The 19,740-nt window shown below is 64.5% G+C and carries 15 protein-coding genes; 10 read left to right on the plus strand and 5 right to left on the minus strand.

All coding sequences use genetic code 11. From position 1 onward, the window contains the following. Positions 1-34: 34 nt before the first annotated feature. The gene (locus F3H95_RS18985) at positions 35-1,597 is read right to left on the minus strand and encodes a carboxypeptidase (protein ID WP_149747147.1); all 1,563 of its coding nucleotides are present in this window, start codon (positions 1,595-1,597) and stop codon (positions 35-37) included. A 340-nt stretch (positions 1,598-1,937) separates the two neighbouring features. Here F3H95_RS18985 and F3H95_RS18990 point away from each other — a divergent pair, with 340 nt between their 5' ends. Together F3H95_RS18990 and F3H95_RS18995 are read left to right on the plus strand one after the other, a co-directional pair. Continuing rightward, on the plus strand, positions 1,938-2,363 hold the full coding sequence (locus tag F3H95_RS18990) for a DUF2946 family protein (RefSeq protein ID WP_149747148.1): 426 nt from the start codon (positions 1,938-1,940) through the stop codon (positions 2,361-2,363). 69 nt (positions 2,364-2,432) lie between these two features. Next, positions 2,433-3,809 carry a PepSY domain-containing protein gene (locus tag F3H95_RS18995; RefSeq protein ID WP_149747149.1) on the plus strand — a complete coding sequence of 459 codons (1,377 nt, stop codon included), beginning with the start codon at positions 2,433-2,435 and terminating at the stop codon, positions 3,807-3,809. Positions 3,810-3,863: 54 nt separating this feature from the next. Here F3H95_RS18995 and F3H95_RS19000 read toward each other — a convergent pair whose 3' ends face one another. Then, complete coding sequence (locus F3H95_RS19000) at positions 3,864-4,022, minus strand: YqaE/Pmp3 family membrane protein (protein WP_142880377.1); 159 nt, start codon at positions 4,020-4,022, stop codon at positions 3,864-3,866. Positions 4,023-4,153: 131 nt separating this feature from the next. Further along, positions 4,154-4,891, minus strand: a complete 738-nt coding sequence (locus F3H95_RS19005) for a FadR/GntR family transcriptional regulator (protein WP_142880378.1) — start codon at positions 4,889-4,891, stop codon at positions 4,154-4,156. A 576-nt stretch (positions 4,892-5,467) separates the two neighbouring features. Between F3H95_RS19005 and araD1 the strand changes: the two genes are divergently transcribed. The 6 genes from araD1 to mmsB all read left to right on the plus strand — a co-directional run bounded on the left by araD1 (position 5,468) and on the right by mmsB (position 13,295). Further along, positions 5,468-6,457 carry an AraD1 family protein gene (araD1, locus tag F3H95_RS19010; protein WP_149747150.1) on the plus strand — a complete coding sequence of 330 codons (990 nt, stop codon included), beginning with the start codon at positions 5,468-5,470 and terminating at the stop codon, positions 6,455-6,457. Positions 6,458-6,474: 17 nt separating this feature from the next. Continuing rightward, positions 6,475-7,401 (plus strand): Gfo/Idh/MocA family oxidoreductase, encoded by a 927-nt coding sequence (locus tag F3H95_RS19015; RefSeq protein WP_149747151.1) that lies wholly within the window; start codon positions 6,475-6,477, stop codon positions 7,399-7,401. 48 nt (positions 7,402-7,449) lie between these two features. Next, the gene (locus tag F3H95_RS19020) at positions 7,450-9,267 is read left to right on the plus strand and encodes an IlvD/Edd family dehydratase (RefSeq protein ID WP_149747152.1); all 1,818 of its coding nucleotides are present in this window, start codon (positions 7,450-7,452) and stop codon (positions 9,265-9,267) included. A gap of 149 nt (positions 9,268-9,416) precedes the next feature. Further along, a complete protein-coding gene (gene chvE / locus F3H95_RS19025) occupies positions 9,417-10,481 on the plus strand; it encodes a multiple monosaccharide ABC transporter substrate-binding protein (RefSeq protein ID WP_142880382.1) in 1,065 nt (354 codons plus the stop codon). A gap of 64 nt (positions 10,482-10,545) precedes the next feature. Continuing rightward, positions 10,546-12,108, plus strand: a complete 1,563-nt coding sequence (gene mmsA / locus F3H95_RS19030) for a multiple monosaccharide ABC transporter ATP-binding protein (RefSeq protein WP_142880383.1) — start codon at positions 10,546-10,548, stop codon at positions 12,106-12,108. Next, entirely contained in the window at positions 12,105-13,295 is a 1,191-nt protein-coding gene (mmsB, locus tag F3H95_RS19035; protein ID WP_142880384.1) for a multiple monosaccharide ABC transporter permease, read from the plus strand. The genes mmsA and mmsB overlap by 4 nt, the downstream gene beginning before the upstream one ends. Positions 13,296-13,524: 229 nt before the next feature. Here the strand turns inward: mmsB and F3H95_RS19040 are convergent, their stop codons facing one another. Both F3H95_RS19040 and F3H95_RS19045 read right to left on the minus strand, forming a co-directional pair. Then, positions 13,525-15,039, minus strand: a complete 1,515-nt coding sequence (locus tag F3H95_RS19040) for a malonyl-CoA synthase (RefSeq protein WP_149747153.1) — start codon at positions 15,037-15,039, stop codon at positions 13,525-13,527. Between the two features lie 15 nt (positions 15,040-15,054). Continuing rightward, positions 15,055-16,449 (minus strand): malonyl-CoA decarboxylase, encoded by a 1,395-nt coding sequence (locus F3H95_RS19045; protein WP_149747154.1) that lies wholly within the window; start codon positions 16,447-16,449, stop codon positions 15,055-15,057. A gap of 593 nt (positions 16,450-17,042) precedes the next feature. Between F3H95_RS19045 and F3H95_RS19050 the strand changes: the two genes are divergently transcribed. After that, positions 17,043-18,245 carry a Xaa-Pro peptidase family protein gene (locus F3H95_RS19050; protein ID WP_149747155.1) on the plus strand — a complete coding sequence of 401 codons (1,203 nt, stop codon included), beginning with the start codon at positions 17,043-17,045 and terminating at the stop codon, positions 18,243-18,245. 343 nt (positions 18,246-18,588) lie between these two features. Continuing rightward, entirely contained in the window at positions 18,589-19,737 is a 1,149-nt protein-coding gene (locus F3H95_RS19055; protein ID WP_143124760.1) for a mandelate racemase family protein, read from the plus strand. Positions 19,738-19,740: the final 3 nt, after the last annotated feature.

Consider the following 19,740-nt stretch of genomic DNA (forward strand, 5'->3'; position numbering starts at 1 on the left):
ACTCATGTGGTACAGGAAGAATGGGTAGGTGCCGTCACATGCCACCGCCGTAAAACGCCCGCGCATCCTGAAACATCTGCCGGCGGTCGTCGTCGCGGGTGTAGAACATGTGGCCGCCGCGATAGAGGGTAAGCTGCGTGCGGCCCTCGGCAAGCGTCGGCGGCAGGTGGTTCAGCACGTAGCGGCTGGCGCCGAACGGGGTGAGGATGTCGGAATAGCCATGCGCCACCATCAGCCGGAAGGAGGGGATGGTGGAGAGAAGGTCGCGCAGGTCACTGGCGATGCTTGATGTCACCCGGCTGTCGCCGCCGCGCCCGCCGTTCCATTCCCAGCGCCGGTTCACCTCCTCGTTCAGCAGGGTGTAGGTCATCTCGGTGCGGAAGCCGAGGCTGTCGCGGGCGTAAGCCGCAAAGGCGGCCGCATAGGCGCGGGTATAGCCTTCCAGCACCGGGTCGTCATTGCGCACGAAGACCGATTCCGGATAGGCATCGGCATGGGTTTCGCCCGCATCGTAGGGGCTCAGAATGCGGCCGGGGCCGCCGGCCTGCTTGGCGTAGAGATCGCCGACAAAGCCGCGGGTCGGCGCAATGGCCTGTTCCGAAAGCCCGGTCCAGCCGGCAATCCTGCGATAGAAGGCTTCCGCCGCCTCGCCCTGCGGCCAGGGGCCGGCAAGGGTGGCGAGATAGTCGGTCATCGCAAAACGTTCGGCTTCGCTGACCTTTTCAGGGTCGAAACGGCCCTGCCGTTCCAGTTCGGCAGCGGCCAAGGCGGGAAACTGCAGCGCCGCCGCCAGCGGATCGCCGTCATTGCCGAACACGAAGCGGCCTTCCATCAGCGGCGAGATCATCACGATGCCGGAAGGGATCAGGCCCTGGCTGTTCTTCATCGCCAGCGCCACCTTGGCGGCGCGGAAACCGCCATAGCTTTCGCCGAGCAGATATTTGGGTGCCGGCAAGAGATCGGCATTGTCGCGCAGATAGAGGGAAATCGCCTTGGCAAGGCTCTCGGCATCCTGCCGCACGGAATAGAAGCGCCCGGCCGCCTCGTCGCTGACGGCGCGGCTCCAGCCCGTGCCAACCGGATCGATCAGCACGAGATCGGAAAAGGTCAGCCAGCTTTCCGGATTGTCGGCAAGCGCCGGCCGGCTGCCATCGGCATTGTCACCGGAAAACGGAAGAATTTTCGGGCCGACCAGCCCGAGATGCAGATAGGCGGAGGATGCCCCCGGCCCCCCATTGAAGGCGAAGGTCACGGGGCGCCCCGGCGCGCGATCCCTGGCGCGATAGGCGGTGTAAAAGATCTTCGCCGTCACCTTGCCATCCTGGCCGCGCAGCGCAAGCGTACCGGCGGTGGCCGAATAGGGGAGGGGGCCGGCGGCGGTCTGCAGCACATGCTCGCTCACCGCATCGGCCGGCAGCAGATCGAGTAGCCCGCCGCTGCGCTCCGCCCCCGCAGTGCGCGGCGGGTGCTCCTCCCCACCTGTATCCCCGCCGCCGGCCTGCTGGGCAAAGGCGGGTGGGGCGACGAGGTCGGGAGCCGCCACGGCTACCGAAAGCAGGCAGGCGCCAAGAAGGGCAAAGCATGTGGCAAGGCGCATGTCGTTATCTCCTGCTGCGGCAGAGGCCGCTGTATCTGGTCCGGGCGAGGGGCTGGCTTCGAAGACACCGTTGCGATGTCCGCCTTCAAAACAGTCCGTGCCGCCGCAAGACGCCCTCAATGTAGGGCGGTGCGACAATAGGGAAACTCAACTTGGCTTGAACGGCCGCCACAAGCCGGTAAAGAAGAGGTCAGCCCATGCCGGATGCAGATGTGACGGGAGCGGCGAGGGGATGCGTTCGCGGGGGCGGACGCTGGAAGGTGGCCGGTTTTCTGGTCACCTGACCAAGGGACAAGGGTCAAGGGGCAACGCCACACTTATGCAGGTGATGCGGCAGATCATGCGGGACAGGATGCTCGCCGGCGCGCTTGCGCTGGTGTTCGGCTACCTGTTGCTGCTGCAGGCCGCCGTCGGCGATTACAGCCGCAGCATGATGGCAGCCGCCCTGCTGACCGATCAGGGCACGCTCTGCACCGCGCATGGTCCGCAGGGACCCGCCGCCCATGAAGATCAGGCGGCCGCCACCGGTGCCGGCCAGAGCGATCACGAGACCGATCACGGCAGGCTCCTGCCGGATTGCTGCGGTACGCTCTGCCGGCTGGCGGCCAACCTGTCTGTCGCGCTGCTCGCGCCCCCTGCAGCCGGCTCGCCAACGCTTGTCGCGCCACCGGACGAACCGGTCTTTGCAAGAGCCGCAGATGCCCGCCCGCAGCCCCTGCTGCGCGGCCTGAGCGGGGCAGCCCGCGCTCCGCCTATCCTGATCTGAGCCAAGTTTTCGCACCGCCGGCAGCAGGGATTGCGCCGGCCTGCTCTGTCTTCATTTCAGGAAAACACCATGTCCGACATCACCTTCGGGCGCAGCGCCGCGTCGAGCCCGACGCGCGCCGCCGATCTCTACCGCGCCGTCTGGCGCTGGCATTTCTATGCGGGGCTGCTGGTCCTGCCCTTCATGATCACGCTGGCGCTGACCGGCGCGCTCTATCTGTTCCGCGACGAACTCGACAACCTCATCCACCGCGATCTGAAGCAGGTGGCGGTGGAGGAGACGCGCGCGACACCCTCGGCGCAGGTCACGGCCGCACTCGCCGCCTTTCCGGGCAAGGCGGTGAAATTCACCACACCCGCCACGCCGACCGCCTCCACGGAGGTGACGGTGGTAACCGAAACCGCCCGCCTTGCCGTCTACGTCAATCCCTATACGGCCGATGTTCTGGGCAGTCTGCCGGATCGCGGCACAGTGATGTGGACGATCCGCACGCTGCACAGCCTCAAATATTTCGGCACCTATGCCCGCTATCTGATCGAGATCGCCGGCGGCTGGTCGATCCTGCTGGTCGGCACTGGCCTCTATCTGTGGTGGCCGCGCCAGCAGACGGGCGGTGTCATCACCGTGCGCGGCACGCCGGCGCGGCGTGTCTTCTGGCGCGACCTGCATGCGGTCACCGGGCTTTTCGTCGGCGTCGTCATCGTCTTCCTCGCCGTCACCGGCATGCCCTGGTCGGGCGTCTGGGGCGCCAAGGTCAACGAATGGGCGAACGGCAACAATTTCGGCTATCCGGCGGGCGTGCGCGTGGATGTGCCGATGTCCGGCGAGCATCTGGATCACGTGGCGAAAACCACCTGGTCGCTGGAGCAGGCGAAGGTGCCGCTGTCACCACAAGCTGCACCGGGGGCCGGGCAGGGGATGCAGCCGATCGGCCTCGACCGCGCCATCGCCACCTTCGACGGGCTGGGGCTGACGCGCGGCTATTCCGTGGCGCTGCCGCAGAAGGCAAGCGGCGTCTACAGTGGCTCGGTCTATCCGGATGATCTCGCAAAGCAGCGCGTCGTGCATCTCGACCAGTATAGCGGCACGCCGCTCCTCGACATGAGCTATGCCGATTACGGCCCGCTCGGCCGCGCGCTGGAATGGGGCATCAACGTGCATCTCGGCCAGCAGTTCGGGCTGGCGAACCAGATCGTGCTGACGATGGCCTGCATGGCCATTATCCTGCTGGCCGTCTCGGCCGGCGTCATGTGGTGGAAGCGGCGCCCGCAAGGCGCGCTCGGCGTGCCGCCGATGCCATCAGACCCGCGCGTGTTTCGCGGCCTGATCGCCATCCTCGTCGTGGGCGGCCTGATCTTCCCGCTGGTCGGTGCCTCGCTGATCGTGCTGCTGATCCTCGACATGGCCTATCTGAAGCTTTCGAGGCCGCGCCGGGCGCGCGCCTGAAACAGAGGGCGAAGAGGGGAGGGGGCATCCGCTGATGCCCCCTCTGATCTCTGTTTACCGGCGGGCGATCACCCAGACGGCATGGATGATGCCGGGCAGGTAGCCGCAGAGGGTGAGAAGAATGTTCAGCCAGAACTGCAGGCCAAGCCCAACCTGAAGGAAGACGCCGAGCGGCGGCAGCAGGATGGCGAAGAGAAGGCGAATCAGGTCCACGGAGTGCCCCTTTGGCAAACGGATTGCGGTTCACCGGCATCCGGGCTTGTCGCCGGATATCGGTCTGAGCCGCAGCAACGCGACAGAAGCCGATTGGTTCAATCCGGATGCAGCAGGGCAGGCGGCGGGTGTCAGCCCGCCGTTTCCAGGGATTTCTCGATGCGGCCGCGGCCGATCTCGATGACGTGGCGCATGGCGGCCACGGCCTTTTCCGGATCGCGCGAGGCAATCGCATGGGCGATGCGCAGGTGATTCGCCGCCACTTCGTCCAGCATGTCCGGCGAGGCGGCAGGCGAGGAGAGGCGAAACGCGATGGCGAGCGCCGCCTCGATCAGCGCGCTTGCCGAGCGCATGAACGGATTGCCGGACATGCGGGCAATCGCCAGATGGAATTCGAGATCCACCTTGGCAATGCTTTCCGGCGTGTGCGTGAGATCGTCGAACTTCGCAGCGATGGCATAGAGCGCGACGATATCGTCGCTGGTGGCGCGCTCTGCGGCGGCGGCGGCCGCCGCCGGTTCCAGCGCCATGCGCATTTCGGCCAGATATTCGATGAAATCGAGATCGACGCCCGCATCGCAGCGCCAGCCGAGCACGTCGGGATCGAAAAAATTCCAGTTCGAGCGGGGCAGCACGCGGGTGCCCACCTTAGCCTTCGGCTCGATCAGCCGCTTGGCGGCGAGCGTCTTCATGGCCTCGCGCAGCACGGTGCGGGAGACACCGAATCGCAGCGACAGGTCCGCATCGCCGGGCAGGATCGCCCCTTCGGCAATGGCACCCGATACGATCGCACTGCCAAGCTCTGCCACCACATGCGCGTGGCTGCTGCCCCGCTTCCTGCCGGCGATGGTCGTTTCAAGCAGACCCACGAAACTCTCCTTCAGATCGGCCCGTTATCCACAGCCGCCCGGGCTTTCTCCCCGGCGGTGCGAATATCGCTGCCCGCAATCGCTTCGCCGTCTCCGGTTCCATCTCAGCACCGCGTCTCGTGTAGGTCCCGAGGGCGCGTACTGACAAGGCCGGTTTCGGCCCGATTCCGTCCTCCCGGAGCTGAAAAACCCATGCATTTTCAGAGCCGAAAAGGGCGCGAATTCCCGCGCACGCCAGCCTGAGGTGCATCCGTTTCATCAAGTCCTCCCCCGGATGATGACAGATTGGAGGGCATAAGGATCATATAATATGACTTTTGCAAACGGACTTTTTGTCGGCTTTGCGAAGAAAACAGCGCCCTTTCGGATTAAATCGTTATAATTTGATGTGATTGATGGCATTTTGCCCAGTGCCTGCCTGTTGTGCATGCAGAAGAAAGGGTGCTAGGTTGCTTGACAACAGGGCTTTCGGGCAAATAGTCATATTATTGACAAGACCGCGTCCCACGGCGCGGGGAGGAGGGCATGGCCGGATACGGGCGCCATGCCGAATCGTGAGACGGGTGCATTAAAATCATGTTGAGACTTCTGCAGGTTGCGGTCGATGGCCGGGTGCGTGTTGTTGCCTGGGATGGCGAGGGCGAGGCACGGGTTGTCGAGGGCGTTTCCTCCACCTACGAGCTGGCAAGCAAGGCGATCGCCGCGGGCCAGGGCTTTGCCGACTACATCGCAACCCTGCCGGCCGGCCCCGTTGTGGACCTTTCCGTGGCGCAGGCCGAAGGCCGCCTGCAGCTGCCGGTCACCCATGCCGACCCGGCCCATTTCATCGTCGCCGGCACGGGGCTGACCCATCTCGGCTCCGCCGATGGCCGTGACAAGATGCACAAGGCGGCGCAGTCGGAAGAAAAGCCGACCGATTCGATGCGCATGTTCCTGATGGGCGTCGAGGGCGGCAAGCCGAAGGCCGGCGAAACCGGCGTGCAGCCGGAATGGTTCTACAAGGGCGACGGCTCGCAGCTGAAAGCGACCGGCGAGGACCTCGTCTCCCCCGCCTTCGCGCTCGATGGCGGCGAGGAGCCGGAACTTGCGGCGATCTATCTGATCGGCGAGGACGGCACGCCCTATCGCCTCGGTTTCTGCCTTGCCAACGAATTCTCCGACCACGTTACGGAAAAGGGCAACTATCTGTGGCTCGCCCATTCCAAGCTGCGCCAGGCCGCGCTCGGCCCGGAACTTCTGGTCGGCGAACTGCCTCAGCATGTGGAAGGCACCTCGCTGATCCGTCGTGGCGACGCGGTGATCTTCGAAAAGCCCTTCCTGTCGGGCGAAGCGAACATGTCGCACACCATCGCCAATCTCGAGCACCATAACTTCAAGTATGATCTGTTCCGCCGTCCGGGCGACCTGCATGTGCACTTCTTCGGTACGGCGACGCTGTCGTTCACGGCGGGCGTGAAGACCGAGCCGGGCGACCAGTTCGAGATTTCCGCTGCCCCGTTCAAGTTGACGCTTGTCAACCGCCTGGCCGTCGCCGAGGACGCGCCGGTCGCCATCCGTCCGCTCTAAGAGGTCTCGCGTTTCTCATGTCCTCCATTCGTCTCGCCATCGTCGGTCTCGGCAAGATCGCCCGCGACCAGCATCTCCAGGCGATCGCCGCCAATGACGGTATCGAGCTGGTTGCGGTCGCCAGCCGCAATGCCAGGCTTGATGGCGTCCACTGTTTCACTGACATCGATGCGCTGCTCGCCTCCGGCGTGGAGATTGATGCGGTGTCGCTCTGCACCCCGCCGCAGGGCCGGTTCGAGCAGGCGCGCGCAGCCCTTCTCGCCGGCAAGCATGTGATGCTGGAAAAGCCGCCGGGCGCTACCATTGCGGAAGTCTTCGCGCTGGACCGTCTGGCCAGCCAGCAGGGCGTTTCCCTGTTCGCCACCTGGCACTCGCGCGAGGCGGCCGCCGTCGAGCCGGCCCGCAAGCTTCTTGCCGAACGCACGGTCAAGTCCGTCCATGTCGAGTGGAAGGAAGACGTGCGCCACTGGCATCCCGGCCAGGACTGGATCTGGGAGCCGGGCGGTCTCGGCGTGTTCGATCCGGGCATCAATGCGCTGTCGATCGTCACGCGCATCATGCCGGAGAGCTTCCACCTCACCGCGTCCGATCTGTCCTTCCCGGCCAACCGGGCAGCACCGATTGCGGCCGATCTCGAATTCCGCAGTGCGAGCGGCATCGCCCTGACGGCGGCCTTCGACTGGCGCCAGACCGGCCCGCAGACCTGGGACATCCGCGTCGAGACGGAAGAAGGCCCGGTCGTGCTGACCCATGGCGGCAGCCGCCTCTTCGTTGACGGAGAGGCCCAGATCGTCGAGGAAGATCGCGAATACCGCAATCTCTACAAGCATTTCGTGTCTCTGGTGAATGGCGGTCAGTCGGACACGGATTTCTCGCCGCTGGTGCATGTGGCCGATGCCTTCATGCTGGGCCGTCGGCACGTGGTCGAAACCTTCGAGGACTGAGCCGGAGCCGGCCTTCCCGTTCACGCTTTTGCAGAAGAAGACAAGCCCATGAGCAACAATACCCTTCCCACCGCGACCGGCCCGAATGGCAAGCTGCGCTCGCGCGCCTGGTTCGACAATCCGGCCAATGCCGACATGACGGCGCTCTACCTGGAGCGCTACATGAACTTCGGCCTGAGCCAGGCCGAACTGCAGTCCGACCGCCCGATCATCGGCATTGCCCAGACCGGCTCGGACCTGTCGCCGTGCAACCGCCACCATCTGGAACTGGCCAACCGTCTGCGCGAGGGCATTCGCGAAGCCGGCGGCATCGCCATCGAATTCCCGGTGCATCCGATCCAGGAAACCGGCAAGCGCCCGACGGCGGGCCTCGACCGCAACCTCGCCTATCTCGGCCTCGTGGAAGTGCTGTACGGCTATCCGCTCGACGGCGTGGTGCTCACCATCGGCTGTGACAAGACGACGCCGGCCTGTCTGATGGCCGCTGCCACCGTCAACATCCCGGCGATCGCGCTGTCGGTCGGCCCGATGCTGAACGGCTGGTTCCGCGGCGAACGCACCGGTTCCGGCACCATCGTCTGGAAGGCCCGCGAACTGCTGGCAAAGGGCGAGATCGACTATGCCGGCTTCGTCAAGCTGGTTGCCTCCTCGGCCCCGTCCACCGGTTACTGCAACACCATGGGCACGGCCACCACGATGAACTCGCTTGCCGAAGCGCTCGGCATGCAGCTGCCGGGTTCGGCCGCGATCCCGGCGCCCTACCGCGACCGCCAGGAAATCTCCTACCTGACCGGCCTTCGCATCGTCGAAATGGTCAAGGAAGACCTGAAGCCGTCCGACATCATGACGAAGGATGCCTTCATCAACGCGATCCGCGTCAATTCGGCGATCGGCGGCTCCACCAATGCGCCGATCCATCTGAACGGCCTTGCCCGCCATCTCGGCGTCGAACTGACGGTCGACGACTGGCAGACCTATGGCGAGGAGATCCCGCTGCTCGTCAACCTGCAGCCGGCCGGCGAATATCTGGGTGAAGACTATTACCATGCGGGCGGCGTGCCGGCGGTCGTCAACCAGTTGATGCAGAAGGGCCTCATCAACGAGGACGCGCTGACCGTCAACGGCAAGACCATCGGCGAAAACTGCCGTGGCGCCGTGATCGAGGACGAGAAGGTCATCCGCCCCTACGACCAGCCGCTCAAGGAGCGCGCCGGCTTCCGCGTGCTGCGCGGCAACCTGTTCTCGTCGGCCATCATGAAGACGAGCGTGATCTCCAAGGAGTTCCGCGACCGTTATCTGTCGAACCCGAACGATCCCGATGCCTTCGAAGGCCGCGCCGTGGTGTTCGACGGTCCGGAGGACTACCATCACCGCATCGACGACCCCTCGCTCGGCATCGACGCCAACACCGTGCTGTTCATGCGCGGCGCTGGCCCGATCGGCTATCCGGGCGCTGCCGAAGTCGTCAACATGCGCGCGCCGGATTACCTGCTGAAGCAGGGCGTCACCTCGCTGCCCTGCATCGGTGACGGCCGCCAGTCCGGCACGTCCGGCAGCCCGTCGATCCTGAATGCCTCGCCGGAAGCCGCCGCCGGCGGCGGTCTGGCGATCCTCAAGACCGGGGACCGCGTGCGCATCGACGTGGGCCGCGGCAAGGCCGACATCCTGATCTCCGGGGAGGAGATCGCCGCCCGTTACGCCGAGCTTGAGGCGAAGGGTGGTTACCAGTATCCGAAGCACCAGACGCCGTGGCAGGAAATCCAGCGCGGCATCGTGGGGCAGATGGAAACCGGCGCGGTTCTGGAACCGGCCGTGAAGTATCAGCGGATCGCGCAGACGGAAGGTATTCCGCGCGACAACCACTGAGAGGGGGCGCCCGATCCGGTGCAGGGTCCAAGGACCCGGAGCCGGGGGTGCTTCAAGGCTCAAGAGAACATGTGGGCGACGGCTACGCCGCCCACGGGGGATTTTACGGGCGGGTTCGAAGGGAGCCTCGCCACTCAGGAGGAGTAAACATGAAATTTCTGAAGTCTCTCACCACGGCTGCCGTTTTTGCAGCCATGGCCTTCGCCGCGCCGGCCGGCGCCGCTGACAAGGGCCTCGTCGGCGTGGCCATGCCGACCAAGTCGTCCGCCCGCTGGATCGCCGACGGCGACAACATGGTGAAGGTGCTGAAGGAACGCGGCTACAGCGTCGACCTGCAGTACGCGGAAGACGACATTCCGAACCAGCTGTCGCAGATCGAGAACATGGTCACCAAGGGTGCCAAGGTTCTCGTGATCGCCTCCATCGACGGCACCACGCTGTCGGACGTTCTGCAGCAGGCTGCAACCCAGGGCATCAAGGTCATCGCCTATGACCGCCTGATCCGCGACACGCCGAACGTTGACTACTACGCCACGTTCGACAACTTCCAGGTCGGCGTTCTGCAGGCCACCACGCTGGTCAAGGCTCTCAAGGCCGACACCGAAAAGGGTCCGTTCTACATCGAACTGTTCGGCGGTTCGCCGGACGACAACAACGCCTTCTTCTTCTACAACGGCGCCATGAGCGTTCTCCAGCCGCTGATCGACAAGGGCGTGCTGAAGGTCGGTTCGGGCCAGGTTGGCATGGACAAGGTTTCCACGCTGCGTTGGGACGGTGCAACCGCCCAGGCCCGCATGGACGCCATCCTCTCCGCCTTCTACGCCGACAAGAAGCTGAACGCTGTTCTGTCGCCCTATGACGGCATCTCCATCGGTATCCTGTCCTCGCTGAAGGGCGTGGGCTACGGTTCCGGCAACATGCCGATGCCGTTCGTATCCGGTCAGGACGCTGAAGTTCCGTCCGTCAAGTCGATCATCGCTGGCGAACAGTACTCCACGATCTTCAAGGACACCCGCGAACTCGCCAAGGTCACCGTCGACATGGTTGACGCCGTCATGAGCGGCAAGCAGCCGACCGTCAACGACACCAAGACCTACGACAACGGCAAGAAGGTCGTTCCGTCCTACCTGCTGAAGCCGGTTGCCGTCGACAAGACCAACTGGAAGGAAGTTCTGGTCGGTTCCGGTTACTACACCGAAGACAAGCTGAAGTAAGATCAATCGGGGCGGCGGCGGAAACGCCGCCGCCCATTTCCAACTCCCCATCGGAGAAGATGGCATGCTCGCACCCGTCACTGCGGCCGAACGCCCGCCGATTCTTGAAATGCGCGGCATTTCGAAGTCCTTCGGCGCGGTCAAGGCACTGTCCGAGGTCAGTTTCACCGTGCGCGAAGGGGAAATCCACGCGCTGGTCGGCGAAAACGGCGCCGGTAAATCGACCCTCATGAAAGTGCTCTCCGGCGTCTATCCGCACGGCTCCTATGAAGGCTCCATCCTGTTTGCGGGCGAGGAGCGGCACTTCCGCAATATCAACGATACCGAAGCCCTCGGCATCATCATCATCCACCAGGAACTGGCGCTGATCCCGCTGATGTCGATTGCCGAGAACATCTTTCTCGCCAATGCGCCGTCGCGTTTCGGCGTGATTGACCGTTCGGCCGTACACGAGCGCACCAAGGCGCTGCTGGCCAAGGTGGGTCTTGGCGAACAGCCGGATACGCTGATCACCAATCTCGGCGTCGGCAAGCAGCAGCTGGTGGAAATCGCCAAGGCACTGTCGAAGGACGTGCGCCTGCTGATCCTCGACGAGCCGACCGCATCGCTGAACGAGAAGGACAGCGCGGCACTGCTCGAACTGCTCAAGGAATTCCGCAAGCAGGGGATCACATCGATCCTGATCAGCCACAAGCTGAACGAGATTTCCGAGGTGGCCGACCAGATCACCGTATTGCGTGACGGCCGCTCCGTCGGCACGATGGACTGCCATGCCGACGTGATTTCGGAAGACGAAATCATCCGCCGCATGGTCGACCGTGACATGGAAAGCCGCTACCCGAAGCGCACGCCGAACATCGGCAAGGTGATTTTCGAGGTGGAAAACTGGTCCGTCTACCACCCGCAGCACACCCAGCGCCAGGTTGTGAAGAACCTTGGCATGCAGGTTCGCGCCGGCGAGGTTGTCGGCATTTCCGGCCTGATGGGCGCCGGTCGCACCGAATTCGCCATGAGCATCTTCGGCCGCTCCTGGGGCCGCAATATCACCGGCACGGTGAAGATGCACGGCAAGCCCGTGGATGTCTCCACCGTCACCAAGGCGATCGATGCGGGCCTGGCCTATGTGACGGAAGACCGCAAGCAGCTCGGCCTCATCCTGTCGGAAGACATCCGCAAGAACATCTCGCTCGCCAATCTGCCGGGTGTGGCGCGCCGCGCCGTCATCGACGACATTTCCGAGATGAAGGTCGCCCAGGAATTCCGCGGGCGCATGCGCATCCGCAGCCACAACGTCTATCAGGAAACCGGCAAGCTCTCCGGCGGCAACCAGCAGAAGGTGGTGCTGTCGAAATGGCTGTTCACCAATCCGGACCTGCTGATCCTCGACGAGCCGACCCGCGGCATCGACGTCGGTGCGAAATACGAAATCTATTCCATCATCAACGAACTCGCGGATGCCGGAAAGGCAGTCGTGGTGATCTCCTCGGAAATGCCGGAGCTGATCGGGATCTGCGATCGCATCCTGGTCATGCATGAGGGCGAATTCGTCGGCGAAGTGGCCGGCGCGGACGCCACGCAGGAGAACATCATGCGCGCCATCATGCGCCGCAAGGGGAGAGAAGAATGACCACGACTGAAACCTCCGCGCCCGCGCGTCCCTCGGCGGCCGCGTTCCTGAAGGACAATCTGCGCGAATACGGGATGCTGATGTCGCTCGTCGTCATCGTCATCTTCTTCCAGGTTGCCACCGGCGGCATCCTGCTGAAGCCGCTGAACCTGACGAACATCATCCTGCAGAACAGCTACATCGTCATCATGGCACTCGGCATGCTGATGATCATCGTCACCGGCCATATCGATCTGTCGGTCGGCTCGGTGGCCGGCTTCATCGGCGCCGTCGCGGCGATGATGATGGTGCAGTATAATTTCGACTTCGTCACGGCGAGCATCATCTGCCTCATCCTCGGCGGCGTGATCGGCGCGGTGCAGGGCTATTTCGTCGCCTATTTCAAGATTCCGTCCTTCATCGTCACGCTGGCCGGCATGCTGGTCTTCCGCGGCTTCATGATCGCGGTGCTGAGCGGCCGCTCCATCGGCCCGTTCGACGTGACCTTCCAGAAGCTCTCGTCCGGTTTCATTCCGGAATTCTTCTCGTCGGAAGGCGGGCTCTACGTCACCTCGCTGATCCTGGGCGTGGCCCTTGCCCTGCTGCTCGTATGGCAGAACATCCGCAGCCGCGCGCGTCATCTCTCGCATGGCGTCGAGACCGAGCCCTTCGGCTTCTTCGTCGGCAAGAATATCGTGGTGCTCGCCGCCGTCGGCTACATCGCCTATCTGATTGCCTCGCATCGCGGCATGCCGAACGTCCTGATCATCATGGCGATCCTGGTGGCGGCCTACGGCTTCTTCACCAACCGCACGATCATCGGCCGCCAGATCTATGCGGTCGGCGGCAATGCCCGCGCCGCCGAACTGTCCGGCATCAAGACCGCGCGCTTGGTGTTCTGGACCTTCGTCAACATGGGCGTTCTGGCAGCGCTCGGCGGCCTCGTCGTCGCGGCCCGCCTCAACAGCGCCACCCCGAAGGCCGGCGCCGGCTTCGAGCTTGATGTCATCGCGGCCTGCTTCATCGGCGGCGCCTCCGCCTATGGCGGCGTCGGCAAGGTGACGGGCGCCGTCATCGGCGCCTTCCTGATGGGCGTCATGAACAACGGCATGTCCATTCTCGGCATCGGCATCGACTACCAGCAGGTCATCAAGGGCCTGGTGCTGCTCGGCGCCGTCTGCGTGGACGTCTACAACCAGCGTCGTTGAGCATCCTCCCAAGCGTTCCGACCTGAGCGGAAGGCCGCAAATCCTCCGGGGTTTGCGGCCTTTCTGCATTTTTCCGGAGGCTTTTTCCGGCATGCGTCGATGACCTGCGGCGGCCCTCGACAGCTGAAGGCCTGCTTGCAGCTGCAAGCGAGCTGACACGTCCGCGCCACCGGGCGCGGAACATGCGGAGGCCTGCCTGTTGCAGGGCGCCATGGCGGATGCGGTTCAGTTATGCCGGCTGGTAGAGCGCGGCATAGCGCTCGCGCAGCACATTCTTCTGCACCTTGCCCATCGTGTTGCGCGGCAGGTCTTCGGCAAAGATGATGCGCTTCGGCTGCTTGTAGCGGGCAAGCCGGTCCTGCAGGGCGGCGAGGATCGCGCGCTCGTCGACGGCGGCATTCGCCTTGCGCACGACGATCGCGGTGACGCCCTCGCCGAAATCGGGATGCGGTACTCCGATCACCGCGCTTTCAACGATACCTTCCAGCTGGTCGATCTCGCTTTCCACTTCCTTCGGATAGATGTTGTAGCCGCCGGAGATGACGAGATCCTTGCCGCGGCCCACGATGTGCACATAGCCCTTCGCATCGATCTTGCCGAGATCGCCGGTAATGAAGAAGCCGTCGGCGTTGAATTCGGCCGCCGTCTTTTCCGGCATCCGCCAGTATCCCTTGAACACGTTGGGGCCGCTGACCTCGATCATGCCGGTTTCCCCGGCCGCCAGGACCGCGCCACTTGCGGGGTCGGTGATCCGGACCGTAACGCCCGGCAGCGGAAAGCCGACCGTACCCGCGATCCGCTCGCCGTCATAAGGATTGGACGTGTTCATGTTGGTTTCTGTCATGCCATAGCGTTCGAGAATGGCATGGCCGGTGCGCCGGAAAAATTCCGCGTGGGTTTCGGCAAGCAGCGGCGCGGAGCCGGAGACGAACAGACGCATGCCGGATGTGGCCGCATGGTCCAGCGCGGCGCTCTGCAGCAGGCGCACATAGAAGGTGGGCACGCCCATCAGCATCGTGGCCTGAGGCATCAGCCCCAGCACCTCGTCCGGATCGAATTTCGGCAGAAGGAGCATCGAGGCGCCGGCGAGCAGCGTCACATTGGTTGCCACGAACAGGCCATGGGTGTGGAAGATCGGCAGCGCATGGATCAGCCGATCCTGCGCCGTCACCCGCCAGTAGTCCTTCAGCGTCAGCGCGTTGGACAACAGGTTGTGATGCGAGAGCATCGCGCCCTTGGAGCGGCCGGTGGTTCCCGACGTGTAGAGAATTGCAGCCAGATTGTCCGGTTCGCGAGGCGCATTGCTGAAATCGGAGGGTTCGTTCCGGGCGAGGTCGATGAGAGAACCCGTGCCATCGGCCTCCAGCGTTTCCACGATGGCGCCGCGCGGCTCGGCGATCGCGAGCACGCCTTCCCGCGCCCTTTGCGAGACGACCACGAGGCGTGGTTCGGCATCGCCGATGAAGTAGTCGAGTTCGGCAAGCGTATAGGCCGTGTTGAGCGGCAGATAGATGGCGCCGGCCCGCAGGCAGGCGAGATAGAGGATCAGGGCTTCCGCGCTCTTCTCCACCTGCACGGCAATCCGGTCTCCCGGCGTGACGCCCAGCCGCCTGATGGCGCCGGCCAGTTGTCCGGACAGCGCGATTGCGTCGTCATAGGTCCAGACCGTGCCGTCCTTCAGCAGGATGAAGGGCGCATGGCCGGGTGCGGCCGCGCAAATGGCATCGAAAAGATGGTTGCTCATCGCGTGTTCTCCTCCTCAGTTCGCCGCGCGCGCGGCTCTTGCCGGCATGGCCGGCGGGCTGCGTCGCATGTCCTTCTCCCGACCAAGCAGCGCAGTCACCGCCGGGGCCGCCGTCACTTCGCCGCGCTGGGCCAGTGCCTCGTGGTTGGCCTCTATGTCCTCGAGCTTGTAGAGATAGTTGACCATCAGCCCATGTGCCTGGGCAAGCGCCTTCGGCGACCGGTCTCCGAGAAAATTCAGTCGCTCCAGCCGCGCCCCATTGCCGAGATGAAACCGTGCCACCGGATCCAGGGGACGGCCCGCGGCCGTGCGTTCGACCAGGAAATAGCGGGCGGCAAGTGACAGCAGCACCGGCTCCAGCGCCCCCGCCAGGGTGGCATCGCCGGCCCAGGCCGGATCCCCCAGCCGCTCGAGGAGGGCCATGTCCGCCTCGCCAAGGCCAAGCCCCGCTTCGGAGCGGCGTGCCGATGACAGCCAGCCGGCAAATCCCGGCACCGGCGACAGCGTGACGAAGGTCTTCAGCCCCGGCAGGTCCCGACGCAGATCCTCCACCACCTGCTTGATGAGGAAATTGCCGAAGGAAATGCCGCGCAGGCCATCCTGACAGTTCGAGATGGAGTAGAAGACCGCTGTCGTCGCCTGGTCGGCGGCAATCGGCGCGCGTCCCTCGTCCAGGAGGTCGGCAATCGCCGCCGGTACCCCGCGGGTCAGCGCCACCTCCACGAAGACCAGCGGCTCGTCCTTCAGTCTCGGGTGGAAAAAGGCGAAGCAGCGGCGATCCGAGGGCTGCAGCCGGCGGCGCAGCTCGTCCCAGCCGGCAATCTCGTGCACGGCCTCGTAGCGAATGATCTTCTCGAGAATATGCGCCGGCGTCGACCAGTCGATCGGCTGCAGGGTCAGGAAGCCACGGTTGAACCATGAACCGAACAGGTGGGCGAAATCGAGATCGACGGCGCCGAGATCGGCATCGCCGGCCTTGATCGCCAGCAGTTGCTCGCGCATGCGCACCAGCCGTTCCGTTCCGTTCGGCGCCAGATTCAGCCGCCGGAGCAGTTCCTGCCGTCGCGGTTCGGCTGCCTCGTGCAGCGCAATGACGGAAGCAGGGCTTTTCTCCGTCCGGTAGCGGTCGATCGCCTGCTCCAGCCGGGCGGGATCGGCGCCGAAGCCTCTGGCCAGCATCTTGAGGAAGTCTGCGGCCTCACCGGCGTCAAGCCGGCTCCAGCGGTCGAGAATTTCCGCCGCGATCGCCATGCCCGATGCTTCACCGCGGCTGGACAGCAGCATGTCGCACAGCGTCGAGATATCGAGTTCCGCTGCCGCGTCGCGGGCGCGCGGGCCAGCGAAAAACAGTGCACGCCCGCGCTCGGTGATGCCCTGCAACATGTCGCTGAGAAAGGAGGTACCAGACATGTGCGTTCCTCTGTTGGGCGGCTGCGACCTTTGCGCGTGCCTTCCCCGCCCTGTGGGCGGCACAGCAGCAAACTGGACGACATCGTACACATTGTCAACAATCTTGCATACATGAAGAGGCGTATTGCATAATTAGCGATGCGGTCGAGCGTCGGGCTCAAGGCCGGCTGCCGCCATGATGCCACTCAACCGTGCATCATGAAAGCGCCCGTGCCGATCAGGGATGGAGCGGGCGGCTGCCTGAAGCAGGGAGCGCCGGGCGAGAAGGGGAGTTGGAAGCCGATCCCGTCTCTTCCGGCGAAACGGCAGGCGCGGCCGCTGCGAGCGGTGCGGGTTTGCGGGCGGCAAGCCATCAGCCCCGATTGTTGATTGCGACAATGTCGACATTTTGTATTATGATCTTGGTCAACAGGGATGATGCCATTGCCACTGTCCGCCTGAAAAAGCCTATGCGACGGTGCGACCGCATGGTGCGGCCGCCGGCGAGACCGCCGTGTCCCCGTCATCCGAGCCACTGGCCCCACCCACTGGCCCAACCCACCGACCCAACCCAACGGCCCCATCCACAGGCCCGATCCACAGGAATGTCCAGCATGAGCGCGCCTCACTATATCCCGTTTGCCCAGTCTCTCGGCACCTTCGAGAACATTGCGGCAGCGGTGCCCCCGATTGGGCTTGCGGAGTTGCAGGCGCGCGTCGCCCGGCTGCAGGCGCTGATGCGGGAGGCGGGGGTGAAGGCCGTCTATCTCGACACCTCCTCCAGCCTGACCTATTTCACCGCGATGTCGCTCGGGGCGAGCGAGCGCCTGCATGGCGCGATCATCCCGTCCTCGGGCGCCCCCATCTATATCAGCCCCGCCTTCGAGCAGCCGAAGACGGAAACCCTCATCACCCTTGCTGGCGATATTGCCACCTGGGAGGAGCACGAGGATCCGACGGCGCTCGTTGCCGATATCGCCTGCCGGCTTCCGGCTGCGGGCAACAGTCTCGCCCTTGACCCCGCCACCCCCTTCACCTTCTCCGACCCGATCGCCGGCCATCTCGGGGAGCGGCTGCCGGTGATCAGCGCAAAGCCCCTGATCACTGGCTGCCGCCAGATCAAGTCCGCCACGGAAATCGCCATCATCCAGACGGCGATGACGGCAAGCCTCGGCGTCCACAAGGCGGTCTGGCAGGGGCTTTACGAAGGCGTCTCGACAACGGAGGTGACGGATTTCATCGCCGCCGCGCATGCAAGGCTCGGCATGCGCCACATCTTCGCCGCTGCGCAATTCGGGGAGGCCACGGCCTATCCGCATGGCGTGCCCTATCCCCAGACCCTGAAGCGGGGCGATATGGTGCTGATCGATCTCGGCGCCCATATCCATCGCTATTGCTCGGATATCACCCGCACCTACGTCTTCGGCGAACCGACCGACCGCCAGCGGGAGATCTGGGCGCTGGAGCAGAAGGCCCACCGCGCCGCCTTTGACGCCGCGCAACTGGGCGCGACCTGCGAGGCCGTGGATGCCGCCGCCCGCAAGGTGCTGACCGATGCGGGCTATGGCCCCGACTACAAGGTGCCCGGCCTCCCGCACCGCACCGGCCACGGCCTCGGCATGGACATCCACGAGGACCCCTACATCGTGCGCGGCAACACGACCCGTCTGGCGCCGGGCATGGTGTTTTCCGACGAACCGATGCTGGCGATCTATGGCGAATGCGGCGTGCGCCTGGAAGACATCATCTACATGTCCGACACCGGCCCCGTCTTCTTTACCGAGCCGGCGACCTCGATCACGCGGCCGTTCGGGTGACGATGACGGGACGCTCCGGGATCCGCTCCTCATTGCGTTCCTGACGCACCGCGCACATGTCTCGTCCGCCCGTGGGCGACGTGATGCGCCGGCATATTGTCCTGTCGGCGCGCCCTGACTGACGAGTCACAGCGGAACGCCGGTGGCATATTCACGGTCCGGGCAAAACCTCCGGCATGGGCCTTGCGTCCCGCCCGCTTCGCGCGGGAGCAGAGCGCATACGCGTTCAAGAAAAATCTGTCTGATAGGTTGGTGATATCTATTTGACAGAAATAACGAGGTTCTCGTATAACCTGTGCGACAACGAGCGGAGGCGCTGTCTCCGCAGACTGCAGGTAAGCCGATGATCATCACCGATGTTAGCGTGCGCGTGTTCCGCACCACCACCCGCCGCCATTCCGACAGCGCCGGCCATGCGCATCCCGGCCCGCCGCACCAGGTGGAGCAGGCGATCCTGACCATCCGCACCGAGGATGGGGCGGAAGGCCATTCCTTCACCGCGCCGGAAATCGTGCGGCCGCATGTCATCGAAAAATTCGTGAAGAAGGTGCTGATCGGCCAGGATCACCGCGACCGCGAGCGCCTGTGGCAGGATCTCGCCCACTGGCAGCGCGGGTCCGCCGCCCAGCTGACCGACCGGACGCTGGCGGTGGTCGACTGCGCGCTGTGGGATCTGGCCGGCCGGGTGCTGTCCACACCTGTCTACAAGTTGATCGGCGCCTATCGCGATAAGGTGCTGGCCTATGGCTCCATCATGTGCGGCGACGAGCTGGAGGGCGGCCTTGCGACGCCCGAGGATTACGGCCGCTTTGCCGAAACGCTGGTCAGGCGCGGCTACAAGGGCATCAAGCTGCACACCTGGATGCCGCCGGTCAGCTGGGCGCCGGATGTCGGCATGGATCTGAAGGCCTGTGCCGCAGTGCGCGAGGCGGTCGGCCCGGATATCCGGCTGATGATCGATGCCTTTCACTGGTATTCGCGCAGCGATGCGCTGGCGCTCGGCCGCGGCCTCGAAAAGCTCGGCTTCGACTGGATCGAGGAGCCGATGGACGAGCAGTCGATGTCCTCCTACCAGTGGCTGGCGGACAATCTCGATATCCCGGTCGTCGGGCCGGAAAGCGCGGCCGGCAAGCACTGGCACCGGGCGGAATGGGTGAAGGCCGGCGCCTGCGACATCCTGCGCACCGGCGTCAACGATGTCGGCGGCATCACGCCGGCGCTGAAGACCATGCGCATGGCCGAATGCTTCGGCATGGACTGCGAGGTGCATGGCAACACGGCCATGAACCTGCATGTGGTGGCCGCCGCCAAGAACTGCCGCTGGTACGAGCGCGGCCTGCTGCATCCCTTCCTCGAATATGACGACGGGCACGACTATCTGAAATCGCTGTCCGACCCGATGGATGCCGACGGTTTCGTGCATGTGCCGGATCGCCCCGGCCTCGGCGAGGACATCGATTTCGATGTCATCGAAAACAACCGGGTGCGGTGAGGG

This window comes from Rhizobium sp. RU35A (assembly GCF_900156005.1).
Classification (GTDB): domain Bacteria; phylum Pseudomonadota; class Alphaproteobacteria; order Rhizobiales; family Rhizobiaceae; genus Neorhizobium; species Neorhizobium straminoryzae.

What these genes read in the sequence shown, in the direction of transcription:
- F3H95_RS18985 (WP_149747147.1), bottom strand. Translation starts at nt 1,597, where the DNA reads ATGCGCCTTGCCACATGCTTTGCCCTTCTTGGCGCCTGCCTGCTTTCG.
- F3H95_RS18990 (WP_149747148.1), top strand. Translation starts at nt 1,938, where the DNA reads ATGCGGGACAGGATGCTCGCCGGCGCGCTTGCGCTGGTGTTCGGCTAC.
- F3H95_RS18995 (WP_149747149.1), top strand. Translation starts at nt 2,433, where the DNA reads ATGTCCGACATCACCTTCGGGCGCAGCGCCGCGTCGAGCCCGACGCGC.
- araD1 (WP_149747150.1), top strand. Translation starts at nt 5,468, where the DNA reads ATGTTGAGACTTCTGCAGGTTGCGGTCGATGGCCGGGTGCGTGTTGTT.
- F3H95_RS19015 (WP_149747151.1), top strand. Translation starts at nt 6,475, where the DNA reads ATGTCCTCCATTCGTCTCGCCATCGTCGGTCTCGGCAAGATCGCCCGC.
- F3H95_RS19020 (WP_149747152.1), top strand. Translation starts at nt 7,450, where the DNA reads ATGAGCAACAATACCCTTCCCACCGCGACCGGCCCGAATGGCAAGCTG.
- chvE (WP_142880382.1), top strand. Translation starts at nt 9,417, where the DNA reads ATGAAATTTCTGAAGTCTCTCACCACGGCTGCCGTTTTTGCAGCCATG.
- mmsA (WP_142880383.1), top strand. Translation starts at nt 10,546, where the DNA reads ATGCTCGCACCCGTCACTGCGGCCGAACGCCCGCCGATTCTTGAAATG.
- mmsB (WP_142880384.1), top strand. Translation starts at nt 12,105, where the DNA reads ATGACCACGACTGAAACCTCCGCGCCCGCGCGTCCCTCGGCGGCCGCG.
- F3H95_RS19040 (WP_149747153.1), bottom strand. Translation starts at nt 15,039, where the DNA reads ATGAGCAACCATCTTTTCGATGCCATTTGCGCGGCCGCACCCGGCCAT.
- F3H95_RS19045 (WP_149747154.1), bottom strand. Translation starts at nt 16,449, where the DNA reads ATGTCTGGTACCTCCTTTCTCAGCGACATGTTGCAGGGCATCACCGAG.
- F3H95_RS19050 (WP_149747155.1), top strand. Translation starts at nt 17,043, where the DNA reads ATGAGCGCGCCTCACTATATCCCGTTTGCCCAGTCTCTCGGCACCTTC.
- F3H95_RS19055 (WP_143124760.1), top strand. Translation starts at nt 18,589, where the DNA reads ATGATCATCACCGATGTTAGCGTGCGCGTGTTCCGCACCACCACCCGC.